The sequence below is a fragment of the Allocatelliglobosispora scoriae genome (assembly GCF_014204945.1).
Classification (GTDB): domain Bacteria; phylum Actinomycetota; class Actinomycetes; order Mycobacteriales; family Micromonosporaceae; genus Allocatelliglobosispora; species Allocatelliglobosispora scoriae.
The window spans coordinates 3,955,675-3,972,085 of the sequence record NZ_JACHMN010000002.1; the positions used below are offsets into that span (position 1 = coordinate 3,955,675).

14 protein-coding genes are annotated in these 16,411 nt (G+C 70.7%); 6 read left to right on the forward strand and 8 right to left on the reverse strand.

The genetic code is table 11. From position 1 onward, the window contains the following. Positions 1–30: 30 nt before the first annotated feature. The 4 genes from F4553_RS23625 to F4553_RS23640 all read right to left on the reverse strand — a co-directional run bounded on the left by F4553_RS23625 (position 31) and on the right by F4553_RS23640 (position 3,830). Entirely contained in the window at positions 31–2,205 is a 2,175-nt protein-coding gene (locus tag F4553_RS23625; protein WP_184839367.1) for a heavy metal translocating P-type ATPase, read from the reverse strand. A gap of 92 nt (positions 2,206–2,297) precedes the next feature. Then, positions 2,298–3,269 (reverse strand): DUF8832 domain-containing protein, encoded by a 972-nt coding sequence (locus F4553_RS23630; RefSeq protein WP_246466496.1) that lies wholly within the window; start codon positions 3,267–3,269, stop codon positions 2,298–2,300. After that, entirely contained in the window at positions 3,262–3,492 is a 231-nt protein-coding gene (locus F4553_RS23635) for a heavy-metal-associated domain-containing protein (protein ID WP_246466497.1), read from the reverse strand. The genes F4553_RS23630 and F4553_RS23635 overlap by 8 nt, the downstream gene beginning before the upstream one ends. Positions 3,493–3,515: 23 nt before the next feature. Beyond that, on the reverse strand, positions 3,516–3,830 hold the full coding sequence (locus F4553_RS23640; RefSeq protein ID WP_184839369.1) for a metal-sensitive transcriptional regulator: 315 nt from the start codon (positions 3,828–3,830) through the stop codon (positions 3,516–3,518). Positions 3,831–3,922: 92 nt separating this feature from the next. Between F4553_RS23640 and F4553_RS23645 the strand changes: the two genes are divergently transcribed. Both F4553_RS23645 and F4553_RS23650 read left to right on the forward strand, forming a co-directional pair. After that, entirely contained in the window at positions 3,923–4,879 is a 957-nt protein-coding gene (locus F4553_RS23645) for a pirin family protein (protein ID WP_184839371.1), read from the forward strand. 216 nt (positions 4,880–5,095) lie between these two features. Continuing rightward, on the forward strand, positions 5,096–7,213 hold the full coding sequence (locus F4553_RS23650; protein WP_184839372.1) for a hypothetical protein: 2,118 nt from the start codon (positions 5,096–5,098) through the stop codon (positions 7,211–7,213). A 59-nt stretch (positions 7,214–7,272) separates the two neighbouring features. Here F4553_RS23650 and F4553_RS23655 read toward each other — a convergent pair whose 3' ends face one another. Continuing rightward, the gene (locus tag F4553_RS23655; RefSeq protein ID WP_184839374.1) at positions 7,273–8,283 is read right to left on the reverse strand and encodes a hypothetical protein; all 1,011 of its coding nucleotides are present in this window, start codon (positions 8,281–8,283) and stop codon (positions 7,273–7,275) included. 79 nt (positions 8,284–8,362) lie between these two features. Continuing rightward, a complete protein-coding gene (locus F4553_RS23660) occupies positions 8,363–10,009 on the reverse strand; it encodes a DEAD/DEAH box helicase (RefSeq protein ID WP_184839376.1) in 1,647 nt (548 codons plus the stop codon). Positions 10,010–10,240: 231 nt separating this feature from the next. On the opposite strand from F4553_RS23660, the gene F4553_RS23665 reads away from it, so the two are divergent. Next, a complete protein-coding gene (locus F4553_RS23665) occupies positions 10,241–10,888 on the forward strand; it encodes a ferritin-like fold-containing protein (RefSeq protein WP_312875324.1) in 648 nt (215 codons plus the stop codon). On the opposite strand, the gene F4553_RS23670 is transcribed toward F4553_RS23665, so the two are convergent. Together F4553_RS23670 and F4553_RS23675 are read right to left on the reverse strand one after the other, a co-directional pair. Further along, entirely contained in the window at positions 10,885–11,112 is a 228-nt protein-coding gene (locus tag F4553_RS23670) for a DUF3107 domain-containing protein (RefSeq protein ID WP_184839378.1), read from the reverse strand. The genes F4553_RS23665 and F4553_RS23670 overlap by 4 nt on opposite strands. A 56-nt stretch (positions 11,113–11,168) precedes the next feature. Beyond that, positions 11,169–11,840: a TetR/AcrR family transcriptional regulator gene (locus tag F4553_RS23675; protein WP_184839380.1), complete on the reverse strand. Its 672-nt coding sequence runs from the start codon at positions 11,838–11,840 to the stop codon at positions 11,169–11,171. Between the two features lie 204 nt (positions 11,841–12,044). On the opposite strand from F4553_RS23675, the gene F4553_RS41920 reads away from it, so the two are divergent. Genes F4553_RS41920 through F4553_RS23690 form a run of 3 tightly spaced genes read left to right on the forward strand, consistent with a single transcriptional unit; the run spans position 12,045 to position 16,377 of the window. Then, on the forward strand, positions 12,045–14,225 hold the full coding sequence (locus F4553_RS41920; protein ID WP_184839382.1) for a hypothetical protein: 2,181 nt from the start codon (positions 12,045–12,047) through the stop codon (positions 14,223–14,225). Beyond that, positions 14,222–15,160 (forward strand): alpha/beta fold hydrolase, encoded by a 939-nt coding sequence (locus F4553_RS23685; RefSeq protein WP_312875325.1) that lies wholly within the window; start codon positions 14,222–14,224, stop codon positions 15,158–15,160. The genes F4553_RS41920 and F4553_RS23685 overlap by 4 nt, the downstream gene beginning before the upstream one ends. A gap of 59 nt (positions 15,161–15,219) precedes the next feature. Beyond that, complete coding sequence (locus F4553_RS23690; protein WP_246466499.1) at positions 15,220–16,377, forward strand: DUF3152 domain-containing protein; 1,158 nt, start codon at positions 15,220–15,222, stop codon at positions 16,375–16,377. Positions 16,378–16,411: the final 34 nt, after the last annotated feature.

The window sequence follows — 16,411 nt, forward strand, 5'->3', positions numbered from 1 at the left end:
TGGGCTGCTTTCTGGGCTATCGACACGCAGTTACAACGACCTTGCACCCCGACCGGCCACGGGTAGCCCGGCGAACCGGAACAACCGCAGGCTGTTGAGGACGACGAAGATGCTGGACAACGCCATGGCCAGGCCCGCGAGCACCGGTGTGACCAGCCCCATCGCCGCCAGCGGCAGCATCGCCACGTTGTAGGCGAAGGCCCAGAACAGGTTCTGCTTGATCGTCCGCAGGGTGGCCCGGGAGAGCCGGATCGCGTCGGCCGCCGAGGTCAGATCGCCGCGGACCAGGGTCAGGTCGGCCGCCTCGATCGCCACGTCGGTGCCGGTCCCCATCGCCAGGCCCAGGTCTGCGGTGGCGAGGGCGGGTGCGTCGTTGACCCCGTCACCGACCATCGCCACGACGTGCCCGTCGGCCTGGAGCCGGCTCACCACCGAGGCCTTGTCGGCGGGCATGACCTCCGCGATCACGTCGGTCGCATCGATGCCGACCTCGGCCGCGACGGCGCGGGCGGTCGCCTCCGCGTCGCCGGTCAGCAGGATCGGGCGCAGGCCCAGTTCCCGCAGCGCGGCGATCGCCGCCGCCGAGCTCGGCTTCACCGAGTCGGCGACCGCCAACCGCCCGGCGAAGGCACCGTCGATCGCGACGGCCATACCCCCCAAACCATCATCGGGTACGCCCACCCCGCGCTCCCGCAGCAGCGAAGCCCGGCCGACGAGGACCCGCGCCCCGCCGACGAGCCCTTCGGCACCCAGCCCCGGCAGGGCGCGGAACTCCGTGACCGGAAGCAGCCGGGGTGCGGCGGCGACGACGGCCCGCGCGATCGGATGCTCGCTGTGCTGCTCGACGCTCGCCGCCATGACCAGCAGGTGCTCGTCGGGAGTGCCGATCAGGGTCATCCGCCCGCTCGTCACGGTGCCGGTCTTGTCGAGGAGCACCGTGTCGACCCGGCGGGTGGATTCGAGCACCTGCGGCCCCTTGATCAGCACGCCGAGCTGCGCCCCCCGACCCGTACCGACGAGGAGCGCGACCGGTGTCGCGAGCCCGAGCGCGCACGGGCAGGCGACGATGAGCACCGCGACGGCGGCGGTGAAGGCGGCGGTGAGGTTGCCCGTGCCGCCCCACCAGAAGCCGAAGGTGGCGACGGCGAGCGTGATCACGGTCGGTACGAAGACCGCGCTGACCCGGTCGGCGAGCCGCTGCACCGGTGCCTTGCCGGACTGCGCCTCGGTGACGAGCTTCGCCATCCGCGCCAGCTGCGTCTGCGCGCCGACCCTCGTGGCCCGCACGAGCAGCCGGCCGCCGGAGTTGATGGTCGCTCCGGCCACCTGATCGCCGACGGTCACCTCGATCGGCACGCTCTCGCCGGTGAGGAGCGCGGCGTCGATGGCGCTGCTGCCCTCGACGACCTCGCCGTCGGTGGCGACCTTCTCGCCGGGAAGCACCTGGAAGACAGTGCCGACCTGCAACGACTCGATCGGCACCCGTCGGCCGTCGGCGAGCACCGCCTCCTTCGCACCGAGCTCCAGCAACGCCCGCAGAGCCGATCCGGCCCGGCGCTTGGCCCGGTGCTCGAACCAGCGCCCCGCGAGCAGGAAGGTGGTCAGCGTCGTGGCGACCTCGAGGTAGAGATGGGTTTCGGTGACCGACCCGGCGAGCCAGGTCATCGACATCCGCATCCCGGCCGTCCCGGCGTCGCCGAGGAAGAGGGCGTAGAGGCTCCAGCCGAAGGCGGCGATGACGCCGAGGCTGATCAGCGTGTCCATCGTCGCCACGCCGTGCCGGGCGTTGACCAGGGCGGCCCGGTGGAAGGGCCACGCGCCCCAGACGACCACCGGGGCGGCGAGCGTCAACGCCAGCCACTGCCAGTTGGTGAACTGCCAGGCCGGAACCATGCTCAGCACCAGGACCGGCAGGCTCAGTGCTGCGCTGATCAGCAGCCGGACGGCGAGCGGATCACGGCTCTCGGCCGGCTCGTCGGCCTTCTCGGCGGCCGGCGGCTCGGCTGTGTAGCCCGTCGCCTCGACCGTCGCGACGAGGTCGTCGACGCTCACCTCGGCGGGGTGCTCGACGTAGGCGGTCTCGGTGGCGAAGTTGACCGTCGCCGAGACCCCCGGCATCCGGTTGAGCTTCTTCTCGACCCGACCGGCGCAGGTCGCGCAGGTCATGCCGCCGATCTTCAATTCGATCAATTGCGCTGTCTGCATCTTGTGCTCCCACACGAGTGTGTGGGCGGCGGGGCCCCCGGCCTGGTCACCACGCTGATGAAATCGTGCGGTGACGCGGCCGGGGGTCTGGCTCAGCCCTTGGCTGTCAGGGTGAACGAGGCGGTGTGCACGGCCCCGTCGACCTGGAAATCGAAGAACATGCGGTAGACGCCGGTGCTCGGCGAAACCGCCCAGAACTTGACCGCCCCGCCGGAGAGGTCCGGCTCGGGGTGGGTGTGGATATACGCCACGTCGAGCTGCCGGAGCACCACGAGGTGGCCGTAGCTGCCGAGGTACCGGTCGAGGTTGGTGACCGGGTTGCCGTTCTTGAAGACCCGGAACAGCAGCGGCGACGTCGCACCGAGGGACGGGGTGCCCTCGTAGGTGACGGTGTAGCCGTCGACATCCGAGGTACGGGCGTCGGCGGGGGGTGCGACCGGCTTGTAGTCGCCCGCAACGGTCAGGTCGGTGCCGAGGGTCGCCGCCGTCTGCACGCCACCGGCGCCGATCGCGGTGAAGTCGGCGACGGCACGCCACATCCCCGGCTTCGCCAGGTCGACCTGGACCGTCCAGGTGCCGTCGGCGGCCTTGGTCGGGTGCAGGTGCTGGTATCCGGTGAGGTCCCGGCGGACCACGACGAGGTGGAGCAGCTTGTCGTGGACCGTGGCGAACTCGGTCGCCACCTTCCGGTCCGGTCCGGTGATCGTGAAGGTGAGGGTCTGCTTGCCCACGGCGTACACGGAAGATCGCGGGACCAGCGTGTAGCCGGCGGCCGAGATCGCGAGGCCGCCCACCTCGCTGCCGGGTCCGGAGGTGTTGGGGTGGGTGTGCGGGCTCGCCTCGTTGAAGGTCGGCAGCGGGGTCATGTTCATCCCGGCCATGCCGTTGCTGGCGGCGGGGGTGGTCGGCGCGATCACCTTGCCGAGCGCGAACCCGGCGATGAGCGCGACGATCAGGCCGCCGACGAAGAGCCCGATCCGGATGCCCGGGGTGTCCGGCCGACCCGACGGTTTCGCCGGAGTGGCCGGACGACCGGTGACCGCGGCGAGCCGCTGATCAGCCATCGACGCCGACCAGCTCGTAACCCGCCTCTTCGATGGCGGTGCGCACCTCGTCGATGGGGAGCGGTGCGTTGCTGACGACGGCGGCCGTGCCGGCCGGGACGTCGATCTCGACCTGGTGCACCCCCATCAGCCCGGTGAGCTCGCCGGTCACCGCCTGTGCGCAGTGCCCACAGGTCATTCCCTTGATCTGGTATGTCGTCTGCACGGACATCGCATTCTCCATGTGCTGAAAAGGTACGTTTGTGACTAGCGGACCAGGCGCGCGATGGCGTCGGACGCCTCTTTAACCTTCGCCGTCGGGTCGCCGTCACGTGCGGCCTGGACCACGCAGTGGCCGAGGTGGCCCTCGAGCAGGCCGACGGCGACCGCCTGGAGCGCCTTCGTCGCCGCCGAGATCTGGGTCAGCACATCGATGCAGTAGGTGTCCTGCTCGACCATCCGCTGGATGCCGCGGACCTGGCCCTCGACCCGCCGGAGGCGGCTGAGCAGCGCTTCCTTGTCCTCGGCCGACGAGTAGCTGTTGTCGTGACCGGCGTGGGAGTCCACACTCTGGGTGACCATGCCTGAAAGGTACCCCCCGGGGGTATCCATCGGCAAACCGCGTGATCCACGGAACACTGGCAGATTGTTGTTCATTCAACTAAACTGGCGGCATGCCAGCGATCAGTGTGGAGAATGTGCTCGCTCTGCCGCGCGTGCCCGAGCCGGACGCCGCGGTGGCCAACGAGCGACGGGTGGTCTCCGTGACCACGGCGCCCTCGGGCTTCGAGGGCGAGGGGTTCCCGGTGCGCCGCGCCTTCGCCGGCGTCGACACGCGCCACCTCGACCCCTTCATTCATATGGACCAGATGGGCGAGATCGAATATGCGCCGGGTGAGCCCAAGGGCACCCCGTGGCACCCGCACCGCGGCTTCGAGACCGTCACCTACATGCTCGACGGCGTCCTGCGCCACCAGGACTCCAACGGCGGCGGCGGGCTGATCACCAGCGGCGACACGCAGTGGATGACGGCGGGCCGCGGCCTGCTGCACATCGAGGCGCCGCCGGAGGAGGTCGTGATGGCCGGTGGGCTCTTCCACGGCTTCCAGCTCTGGGTCAACCTGCCCGCGTCGCAGAAGATGATCGACCCCCGCTACCAGGACATCCGGGGCGGCGAGGTGAAGCTGCTCAGCTCCGCCGACGGCGGTGCGTTGCTGCGGCTGATCGCGGGTTCGGTCGCGGGCCACGACGGCCCGGGTTCGACCCACACGCCGATCACGCTGATCCACGCCACGGTCGCTCCCGGCGCGCAGCTCCGGCTGCCGTGGCGGGCCGACTTCAACGCGCTCGTCTACACCCTCGCGGGTGCGGGCTCGGTCGGCACGGCGAAGCAGCCGGTCAAGCTCGGGCAGCTCGCGGTCTTCGGCCCCGGCGACGTGATCACCCTCGCCGCCGACCAGCAGCAGGAGAGCCGGCACCAGCAGCTCGACGTGCTCATCCTCGGCGGCAAGCCGATCCGTGAGCCGGTCGCGCAGTACGGCCCGTTCGTCATGAACACCCGCGACGAGCTGGTGACGGCGTTCGAGGACTTCCAGGCCGGACGGCTCGGCGTGGTCCCCGCCCTGCACTAGCCGAATCCTGCATCACCCAAGATCGCCGCAACTCTTGAAGAGTTGCGGCGATCTTGGGTTGCGAGGCGTCCTGCGCGCAGGTGGTGGCCTGTGAGTCGTGTCACGGCACTGGTAACTGACCTAAAAGTAGGTTGTACCTGGTCAAAGACATGATCTATCTTCCCTGGGGCGAGCTGACTCGCTCATCCTCTCACCACCACTCACGGGGTCCTACATATGCGAATTCTTCGCGCTCTCCTGGTCGGTGCGACGGCGTCCGCCGTCACGTTGATCGTGCCGCCCCTCGCGGCCGACGCGGCACCGACCGCGCCCTATACCGTTTTCACCAACTCCGCTGCCGGCGTCTCCTCGCCGCTGCGCGGCACCGACGTCTACGAGCCCGGCTCGGCGACCTTCACCTGGCAGCCCGGTGCCAACGACGCGCTCGGCATGACCGTGGTCCGGTCCGGCTACACCGTCGATCTGGACATCGCTCCGCCCACCGGTCAGTCGTGGACGGCCGGCACGAACTACGTGACGAACTACAGCGGCAACTCGACCACAGCATCGCTGCAGCTCACCGCAGGCGGCAGCGCGTGCTCGACGGCGACGACCTCGGGCTCCCTCAGCGTCAAGGAGGTCGAGCGCGCCGAGGGCCTGATCACCGCCTTCGCCGCCACCTACTCGTCGAACTGCCCCAACTTCGCACCGATCAACGGTGAGATCCGCTGGAACTCGAGCGTCGGCTTCGTCGCCACCAAGGCCGACACCGAGAAGCTCGACTTCGGCAGCGACTACGTCGGCGGCACCGGCCTGCGCAAGACCGTCACCCTCACCGCCAAGGGCAGCGAGCCGTCGGTCGTCCTCGCCACGGCGATCGAGGGTGCCAACCCGAACGCCTTCGCCATCGTCGCCGACACGTGTGACGGCCAGACCCTCGCCGCCGGTGCCACCTGCCTCGTCACCGTCGAGGCCCGCGCCACGGCCGCCGCCGCGCAGCAGGCAATCCTCAACGTCGGCATCAACGGCGTGGTCGACCAGGCCGCGTTCCCGCTGACGGTCACCGGCAAGATCGGTGCCAAGGGCACGTACTACAAGATGTCCCCGGCTCGGATCATGGACACCCGGAGCGGCCTCGGTACGACCAAGGCGGCCATCGGCGCCGGTGGCGTCCGGCACCTGCAGGTCACGGGGCGGGGTGGCGTACCCGGCACCGGTGTCGGCGCCGTCGTCCTCAACGTGACCGTCGTGTCGCCGAGCGCGGCCGGCTACCTCACCGTCTTCCCGACCGGTGTGGCCCGCCCGACCGCTTCCTCGGTCAACTTCGCCAAGGGCTGGACCGGCGCCAACTCGGTCACGGTCGCCGTCGGCACGGGCGGCCAGGTCGACATCTACAACGCCGTGGGCTCCGCGGGTGTCATCGTCGACGTCGCCGGCTACTACGCCGGAACCGAGTCGCACATCAACAGCTACGGCCTGGGCGGGCAGTACCAGCCGATCAAGCCGCGGCGCATCCTCGACACCCGCAAGTGGGGCGAGAAGCTGCCGACCGAGTATTTCACCAGCGTCGCGATGAACTTCGGTGACTCCGACAACTACCACATCAAGGCGTTCGTCGTGAACATCACGGCGTTCTCCCCGGACGGCAACGGCTTCCTGACGGCGTGGGACGGCAACGAAGAGATCCCGGCCACCTCGACGCTCAACTTCACCAAGGGCAAGACGGTGCCGAACATGGCGATCGTGCCGGTCGGACCCTGCTGGCTCTGCGAGGGCGAGTGGATGAACCGCCCGTCGATCAGCGTCTACACCTCGAAGACCACGCACATCCTCATCGATGTCGTCGGTGTCATGGACGACTCCAGCTTCACCGACGGCCTGCGGTTCACGCCGTCGACGCCGACCCGGATCGCCGACTCGCGTACCGGCCTGGGCCTGCCCAACGGCCTCTCGGCCGGTGAGACCGATGTGGTCACGGCGCCGAACTCGGTCATCACCAAGCCGAACACCGAGGCGCTGGCGCTCAACGTCACCGCGGTCAACCCGACCGCGAGCACCTGGCTGACGGTGTGGCCCAACGGCATCGCCGGCATCTCGCAGCCGACCGTCAGCAGCCTCAACCCCGCCAAGGGCCAGACGGTCCCCAACGCGGTGATCACGCAGGTCGGCCCGACCAGCGCCTTCAACGTCTTCAACCAGGCGGGTACCACGCAGGTGCTGATCGACGTCGTCGGTTCCTACTGGCTCTACCCCGGCACCGCCTCCGGCACGCTCGCGGCCGGACAGGGCGTCGGCAAGGAGCCCGTCTACCGGCTTAACCCGACCTCGGCATCCGGGTCCATCCACCGGGGCTGACAGCGGAAACGCACCAACGCAGTGGCGTCCTCGGCCTGGCCGGGGGCGCCACTGCGCGTTCAGCCCAGGGTCGCGGCGAGCGCCTTCGCCGTGTCGGCGACCATCGTCGCTGGAGTGAGCGCGGTCCCGGCGAGCTCGCTGAAGAGGATCGTCAGGCCGGGCAGCGCGAATCCGTCGTCCTGCTCGATCGCGGGCGCGTGCCGCGCGAGGCTGGTCCGGGTCCGCTGCCAGGCCTCCAAAACCTCATCCCGGGACGGTACGCCGAAGCCGTGCCCCACCGGCGCGCTGTGCCGCAGCTTGACGATCGCCGAGGTGTTGAGCGTGAAGGCGAGCCGGCACCCGTCCGCGACGAGCTGCGTCTGCGCTGCGGAGAGCCGCCGCAGCACCGTGCAGGGCTGCGGGCAGCCGATCGCGCAGACCCGCAGCGCCCCCGCGACCGTGGAGTGCTGCCGGTCCAGATAGGTCTGCCAGCCCGAGGGCGGCTCGTGCCCCACCTTCAGGACCCGGTGCGCCGCCGACTTCTCGGCCTTCGTGTGCGGGCAGGCCCGATCGTCGAAATCCCCCCAGAGGCTGCCCTCGCCGCCGACCGCGTCGGGCAGCCGCAGCGGATCGCCCGCGTGGCCCAGCACCCGCTCCCAGACGAGGAGGGGGGCGTACTCACTCGCGATGTGGATCGCCGAGACGACCGCCGTGTTCTCGTGCCGCCGCCAGCGCGCGTCGATCACCTCCAGCAGCAGCTGATAGGCGGGGCGCAGCGAACCGAGCGCACCCCGGTGCGGCTCCTTCGGCGCCTGCGGCATCCGGCACGCGACGGCTCGGGCTCGCAATTCGAGGGGTACGGCGTCGCGCAGCCCGGCCGGGAGGGCCTTGCCGTCGGCGGTGTCGGCGGCGCCGAAGTCCTCGGCGTCCAGGTCGAGCAGGCGCTGGCCGAAGACGCAGAGCTGCTGGATGGCGGCGACCGTCTCGGCGTCGAGCACGCGTGCGTCCGCGCCGTCGTCGATCAGGGCCGACACCTCGCCGAACGCGTACCGCTCGGCGAGCGCCGTCAACACCTCGTGCACAGTCTCCACGTAGGCAAGGGTCTCACGGCCAACCACGACAAAAATGCCGCAACTCTACAGAGTTGCGGCATTCGTCGTACCGGTGCTGTTACTCGTCGCCGCCGGCGGCTTCGACGGTGTCGGTTCCCGCAGTGCCCTCCGCGCCGGGGGTCCTGCCCCGTCCGCCACGACGGCGGCGGCGGCGCGGACGGCCGGTGGCCTCGTCCGGACCGGCACCATCCACAGCGGACTCGGTGATGACGGCGGTGTCGGCGCCGTCATCGGCGGAGGAGAAGAGCACCACGGTCGGGTCGCCCTTGACGATCGAACCCGCGCGGCTGCGGCGCCGCTGACGCGGCTGCTTCGGCTCGGTGGTGGTGTCGCCCTCTGCTGCCGGAGTTGCGGCGTCGCCACCCGAGCGGCCCGATCGACCCCTGCTGCGGCCACCGCGCTCGCCGTCGGCGGGACGCCGGCCGCGCTCGCTCTCGCCACGCTTGGGGCGCCCGCCCAGGTCCTCCTCGACCTCGGCGGAGAGGCCGACCCGGGAGCGCTGCGCGGACGGCAGGCTCGCGGCGGCCTCGGTCGGGATGTCGAGGTCGGTGTAGAGCCACGGGGAGGTGTGGTAGGTCTCGACCGGATCGGGGTTGCCGATCTCCAGCGTCTTGTCGATGATCCGCCAGCGAGGCATGTCCTCCCAGTCCACGAACGTCACCGCGACGCCGGTGGCGCCGGCCCGGCCGGTGCGGCCGATGCGGTGGACGTAGGTGTCGGGGTCCTCGGGGCAGTCGAAGTTGATGACGTGCGTGACACCGGTGATGTCGATGCCGCGCGCCGCGACGTCGGTCGCGACCAGCACATCGATCTTGCCGGCCCGGAACGCCCGCAACGCCCGCTCGCGCGCGCCCTGGTTGAGGTCGCCGTGGACGGCCGCCGCAGCGAAGCCGCGGAAGTCGAGGTCCTCGGTGACCCGGTCGCAGTTGCGCTTGGTGCGGCTGAAGATCATGGTGAGCCCGCGGTCGGTGACCTGCAGGATGCGCGCCAGCATCTCCAGCTTGTTGAGCGAGTGCGTGCGGTAGACGAACTGCTTGGTCTGCGGGCTGACGCCCGTCTCCTCCGTGTGTCCGGCGTGGACGGTGATGGGGGAGTGCAGGAAGCGGCGCGACAGCGTCACGATCGCGTCGGGCATCGTGGCGGAGAAGAGCATCGTCTGGCGCTGCTCGGGGAGCATCGCCAGGATCTTCTCGACGTCGTCGAGGAAGCCGAGGTCGAGCATGCGGTCGGCCTCGTCGAGCACGATCGCCTTGATGCGGTCGAGCTTGAGGTGCTTCTGCTTGATCAGGTCGAGCAGCCGGCCGGGCGTGGCGACGAGGATCTCGACGCCCTTGGTGAGCGCGTCGATCTGCGGCTCGTAGCCGACGCCGCCGTAGATCGGGAGCACGCGGACGCCGCGCAGCTTGCCCGCTGCCTGGAGGTCCTTGGCGACCTGGAGGCCGAGCTCGCGGGTGGGCACGACGACGAGGGCCGCGGGCAGGCCGTCGCCGCCCTCCGCAGGGGTGACCGCGCGGTCGACGAGCGGGAGGCCGAAGCCGAAGGTCTTGCCGGTGCCGGTGGGCGCCTGACCGATGAGGTCTGCTCCGCGCGCTGCGATGGGCAGCGCATATTCCTGGATGGCGAATGCGTGGGTGATGCCGATCTCAGCAAGCGCGGCGACTGTCTCGGGGCGGACGCCAAGCTCGGCAAAGGTTGAGCTAGTCATTGATTTGTGGGGTGCCCTCTCTAGGTGCGCCCCAGCATCGGTATCGCCGGAGGGCGCGGTTTTCGACTCACGGGGGCCGCACGCGAATGAAATCGCGGGCCTCGCGCGGGTCGCAGGCCGAGTTGGCCTGCGACAACCTGACTATCGTACGACGAACCAGGCCATTTGCGCACTGGGTAATCGTCCGATCACACAGTGAGGAGAAACTCAGTCGTAGGGTAACCTGCCCAGGTGTCTGATTCCAGCGCAGAAGGCGTCATCGATTTGCTGGGCATGCTCGCGTACGGCGAGCTGGTGGCCTTCGATCAGATGGCGGCCGATGCCCGGCTTGCCCCGGATCTGACCCGACGCGGCATCCTCTGCGAGATGGCGGCGGTCGAGATAGCCAACTACCGCCGGGTCGCCGATCGCCTGATCGAGCTGGGCGTCGACGTCGAGGCCGCGATGGTGCCCTTCGAGCCGGCACTGACCGCCTATCACGACGAGACCGAGCCGGTCAGCTGGCACGAAGCGCTCATCAAGGCCTATATCGGCAACGGCATCTCCGACGACTTCTTCCGCGAGATAGCCGCCTGGCTGGAGCCGGCCGACCGCGACCTCGTCCTGCGCGTGATCCATGACAGCGCTTATGACGACTACGCCGCCGAGGAGATCCGGGCGGCGATCGCCGCCGACCCCAAGATCGTCAATGCGCTCTCGATGTGGGCGCGGCGGCTGGTCGGCGAGGCACTGTCACAGGCCGTGCGTGTCGCGACCGAACGGCCCGCCCTCGCCGCACTGCTGGGCGGGTCGGCCGAGGGCGGCGGTGACGCTCCGATCTGGCGGAACCTGACCACCGCCCATTCGGCCCGGATGACCGCGGTAGGACTCAACAACTAGCGGGCCGTGAACCCCACGGACCTCGGGGCGGACTCGGCGATCTCGATGTAGGCGAGCTTGGCGACGGGCACGATGACCCGGCGACCCTTCTCATCGGTGAGCGTCAGAACGCCCGTCTCGGAGCCGAGCGCTGTGGTCACCGCCTCCTCGACCTCGGCCGGGCTCTGGGTGGACTCCAGCACCAGCTCGCGCGCGGCGAACTGCACACCGATCTTGACCTCCACAGCGGTCCTTTCTCGCATAAACCTAGCGGAATGGCGAAGAGTTGCCGCTCTGAAGACTAGCCGGTGACGGGGTCGTCGTCCCCTTCCATGCCGCCGGGCTCGCCATGGAGTGGGAATGCGGCGATGCCGCGCCACGAGAGCATGGCGATCAGCTCCTCGGCCTCGCCCTGCGGAATCTGCCGTCCGTCGGCGAGCCAGTAGCGGGCGGCGGCCTGCGCGGCCCCGCTCAGCCCGGCGGCGAGCACCTCGGCCCGGGCGCGGCTCACGCCGGTGTCCGACATGATCGTCTCGCGGATGGCGTCGACGCTCGCCTGCTCGACCCGGTCGACGCGCTCCCGCACCGCCGGGTCGTTGCGCAGATCCGACTCGAAGACGAGCCGGAAGGCCTCGGACTCGTGGGAGACGAAGTCGAAGTAGGCGCTCATCGCGCCCCGCACCCGCTCCTTGTTGTCGCTGGTGGCGGCCATCGCGCCGCGAATGCGCTCGATCAGCGCCTCGCAGTGGGTGTCCAGAAGCGCCAGATAGAGCTCGAGCTTGCCGGGGAAATGCTGGTAGAGGACGGGCTTGGAAACGCCGGCCCGCTCGGCGATGTCGTCCATCGCCGCCGCGTGGTAACCCTGAGCCACGAAGACGTCCTGCGCCGCTGCCAGGAGTTGCTTGCGGCGCGCGGACCGCGGCAGCCGGGCAGGTCGGCCTGAGGTCTGAGGGCCGCTCGTCGCCGGTGCCATCCACTGTCCTCTCGTCACGCTGTTTGTTTTCGGTTGCTTACAGAATCGTGCTTCTTGAAGAATTACCCCGCCGTTGCAACTTATCGTGCTTCCCTCAACACGGTAGCCTCACTCATGGGCGACGAGGGTGATGAGCCCCTTCGGTGGGAAGGCCACACAGGCCTGTCCGCCATGGGTCCACCACCCTCGCAGGAGGAGTGCACGGTGGACTTAAACGGACAATCCGGCAACGCCGCCCCTCCGGACGAGGGGGCAAGACAGGGCGACGAGGCTGGTCGAGTCAACCCTACGAGCAACGGCCACGACGCAGGGGGCCATCGCATCAACGGCTGGGCCGGCACGGACGAGTGGTCCGGTGCGGGGGCCGCTCTGGAACCAGCGGCTGATTCGGTTGTCCCGACCTGGCGGCGTGGCCTCGACTCGCAGTCTGACGCCCAGCTGCCCGAGCCGCCCTCGCGTTATGCCGACATCCTCGCCGCGGCCGGTGTGCGGGCTCCCGTCTCCGGTCCACCGCAGGTCAACGGCGTGCACCCGACCAAGGCTGACCTCGCCGCCGAGCAGGACGCGGCCGAAGAGGCCGAATTGACCCGCCGAGCGGCTGATTTCGCCCGACTCTCCGCGCTGGAGGAGCCGACGCCGCCGCAGGGGACGCCCAGCCCGTTCCAGCGGCTGCTCGCCGTGCCGCCCGTCTCGGCGCCGCCCATCGCCCGGCTCACGCCGCCCTCCTTCACCCCGATCCGCCCGGTCACCCCGCCCACGCAGGCCGGTCGTCCCGTCAGCGCGCCGCCGGTGGCCCCGCTCTCCGCGCCACCGGCTCCGCCGGGACTGCGCCCCGCGCTGCCGCCGGATTTCTCCGCCCCGCACGCCGGGCCTCCTTCCGATCAGGAGCCGCCGTCGCGCCCGCTCTCCGCACCACCGTCCTGGGCGCCGGTGACACCGATCCCGGTCAGCGGCCCGCCGCTGCACCGGTTCGGCCGACCGCCGGAGCCCCCGGCCCGGCCGGTGGAGGCCGTCGCGGAGCGCGTCGACCCCGGCGACGACCACCTTCCGCACTCGGAGCCCGCGCTCGCGCAGTGGGTCGCCGAGCAGCGCGCTCGCCTCGCCGAGCCGCTCCCCGCCGAGACGGCACCGGCGGAGCCCGCGCGGACGGTCGCCGAGCCCGTCATCCCGAGCCAGCAGGTTCAGCAGCCCGCAGCCGAGGCGCCGATCGAGCCGCCGGCCGACGAGTTGATCGATCAGGTCCCCGATGAACAGGGCGTTTTGCCCCAGCGTGTGCCCGCGAAGCCGGATGTGCCGCCCGTGCCAGACGAACCAGTGATCCCACCACCCGCAGCGGTCCTGCCCACCGCCCGCGATCCCGAGCTCTCGCGCATCGCCTCCGGGCTGCGGCGCGACGAGCCGCCACCGCTCGACCGGCCGGACGGATTCGACGTCGCCGCCGTGCTGGCGGCGGTCAAGAAGGTGCCCGGTGTTCGCGACGCCCACCTGCGTGCGGCCCCCTCGGGTGCGCACACCCTCCGGTTGGACCTCTCCGACGGTGCCGACCCCGGCTATGTGAGCCGTCTCGTCGCCCGGATGCTGGCCGAGAAGATGGGGCTCTCCGCCGAGCCGCCGACCCCGCCGGAGCGACCCGCCACGGCGGAGCACCCGGCTCCGGCCGAGCCGCCGAGCCAGCCGGACCGGCCGGCCGAGTCCGACCCGGTCGCCGAGGTCACGCCGCCGCCGGCGCCCAAGCCGATGCTGACACCGCCGACCCAACGTGGTGCGACGACGCTGCCGCCGGGACTGATCCCGCACCCGTCCAGCAGCGACGACCCGTGGTCGCCTCCGCCCCGGGAGCCGCGCCGTCGACACCCGGTGACGGTCCGGGGACGGGTGCCGTCGGAGCTCCGCCCGCCGTCGACGGGCGAGTCGTCGGAGGAGTTCAACTCCGCACCGACCTCGCCGCCGCTCGCTCCGGCACAGGAGCAGGCACCGCGGGTGATCCTCGACAACGTCCGGGTCAGCACTTTCGGCCTCGATGCGACCGTCGAGGTGCGGCTCGTCACCGGCGCCCGTGAGGCGATCGGTGTGGCCCGTGGCCCATCGGTCGACGCCTATGTCCTGCGCCTGTGCGCCGTGGCGGCGGCGACGGCCGTCGACAACCTCATGACGATGGCGGACGGCGGCGAGCCCGGCACCGAGCGCGGACGCTGCTTCGTCGAGCACGCCACGCTGGTGCCGATGGGGAGCTGCGAGGTGGCCGTGGTGGTCGTGCTGCTGGTCTGCGGTGGCTGGGTGGAGCAGCTCGCCGGGTCCGCCCTCGTCTCGGGTGATCCCCGGCAGGCCGTGGTCCGAGCGACCCTCGCGGCGGTGAACCGTCGCCTGACCGCGCTCCTGCCGTGATCCGGGCGACGCTCGCGACGGAGGAGCTGCTGCCGCCCGAGGGTGAGCTGGCGCCGCCGTGGCCCGGTCGCATGATCAGGCTGGAGGGTGCCGACACCTACGTCCGGGACACCCCGTCCGGGCTGCCCGATGCCGAAGCCGCCTTCTACGTGCACGGGCTGGGCGGATCGTCGCAGAACTGGACCGATCTCGCCGGACTGCTCTCGTCCCGCCTCGACGGCCACGCGATCGACCTGCCCGGGTTCGGCCGCAGCGCTCCAGCGACCCGCTACGGGCAGACCGCGATGGCGACCCGGATCATCGCCTGGATCGAGGAGTCCGGCCGGGCCCCGGTGCATCTGCTCGGCAACTCGCTGGGCGGGGTGGTCTGCGTTCGGGTCGCAGCGGCTCGACCCGACCTGGTCCGCACCCTGACACTGATCTCTCCGGCGATGCCCTTCCTCGACCCGCGGCGGTCGGTGCATGGCCGTCTGGTGCCGCTGCTGGCGATCCCACGGGTGGACCGGCTCGCCGCCCGCCGGATGGCCGGGATCGATCCGGCTGATCTCGTCGCCCAGGTGTTGCAGGCCAACTGGGCCGATCCCAGCCGGGTCCCGGATCAGCGGATGGCGGAGGCGATCGCCGAGGCCCGCCTGCGGCGGGAGATCGGCCACTTCTCCGCCGCCTATGTCGGCACTCTGCGCAGCCTGGTCGGCAGTTTCGTCCGAGCGCAGTTCCCCGGTGCCGGATCGCTCTGGTCGATCGCTCGTCGGATCACCACTCCGACCCTGGTCATCGCGGGTATGAGCGACCAGCTCGTCGATGTCCGGGTGGCGCCGAGGGTGGCCCGGGCGATCCCGGACTCGCGGCTGCTGATGCTGCCGAATGTGGGCCATGTCGCGCAGATGGAGGTGCCCCGCCTGGTCGCGCGTGCGGTCTTCGGCCTGCTCGACTGAGAGCGCTCGCCAGAGCGGCGAGGTGTCAAATCCGGATTTGTCTGGCATTCTGGCTCCCAATGAGTTCCCGGCTCTTCGATGATCAGGACGCCTTCGAGCCCGCTTCGCGCGGCGCGCGGGCGGATGAGGGCTACCTGTTCGCCGGTGAGCCCTGGGAGCAGACCGCATCGGAGCCGGAGGGTCCGCACGGCGCCCACCGCAACGCCGACACCGACGAGCAACCACGCCGCCGGCGGCGTCCCGTCCCGGCGCAGGGGGCCCATGCGGCCCGCTACGCGCCCTCCTGGGACGAGCGCGAGGGCTACGGGGACTCGGGCGAGCTACCGGAGCTCGACGAGCCGGAGAGGCGGTCACGGCCCCGCCCGACGCAGGCGCGGACCGGGCAGACCCGATCGGGCCGGCGAGCCGCCGCGCAGCGAGCTCGGATGCGCCGCCGACGCAGCCTGGTCCTCCTCCTGGCGCTGATCGCCATGGCCGCCGTCGGCTTCGACCTGGCCCGAGGTTCACGCGGCGTGATCCTCACGGGCGACCCCGCCGGGCAGCCGTCGTTGCAGGCCTCCATGCCCGAGCCGATCGTGGCGAGCAGTCCGCCGTCGCAGCCCGAGGCCGCCGCGATCCAGCCGACGGTCCGCCCCGCACCGGTCGCCGTACCGGCCAAGGGGGCTGGGACCTTTGTCTACGCGGGGGGCACGAGCAAGGTCTTCGGGACCGCGGGGACGCTGCGGAGATATCAGGTCGTGGTGGAGAAGGGCACGGATCAGGACGCGGCTGCCTTCGCGACGACGGTCGACGCGACCCTCTCCGATGCGCGGAGCTGGATCGCCGGTGGCAAGGTCCGCTTCCAGCGGGTTCCGCAGGGACAGGCCCACGACTTCGTCATCTACCTGGCGACCGAGGTGACCTCGGAGAAGATGTGCGCCGTCGGCGGGCTGCAGACCGAGCGCTACACCTCCTGCCGCCTACCCGGGCAGGTCATCCTCAACCTGACCCGCTGGCTCACCGCCGTGCCCGATTACGGCGCGCCGACCGCGCTCTACCAGCAGTACGTCGTGAACCACGAGGTCGGCCACCAGCTCGAACTCGGTCATGAGGCGTGCGGCGGCAAGGGCCAGCTCGCCCCGGTGATGCAGCAGCAGACGCTCGGTCTGAAGGGCTGCAAGGCCAATGCATGGCCGTTTGTCAATGGCTCCCGCTTCTCGGGTGCGGCTGTCGCCTAGATATTCCCTTCTCCCACGTGTCGGACGTCATGGC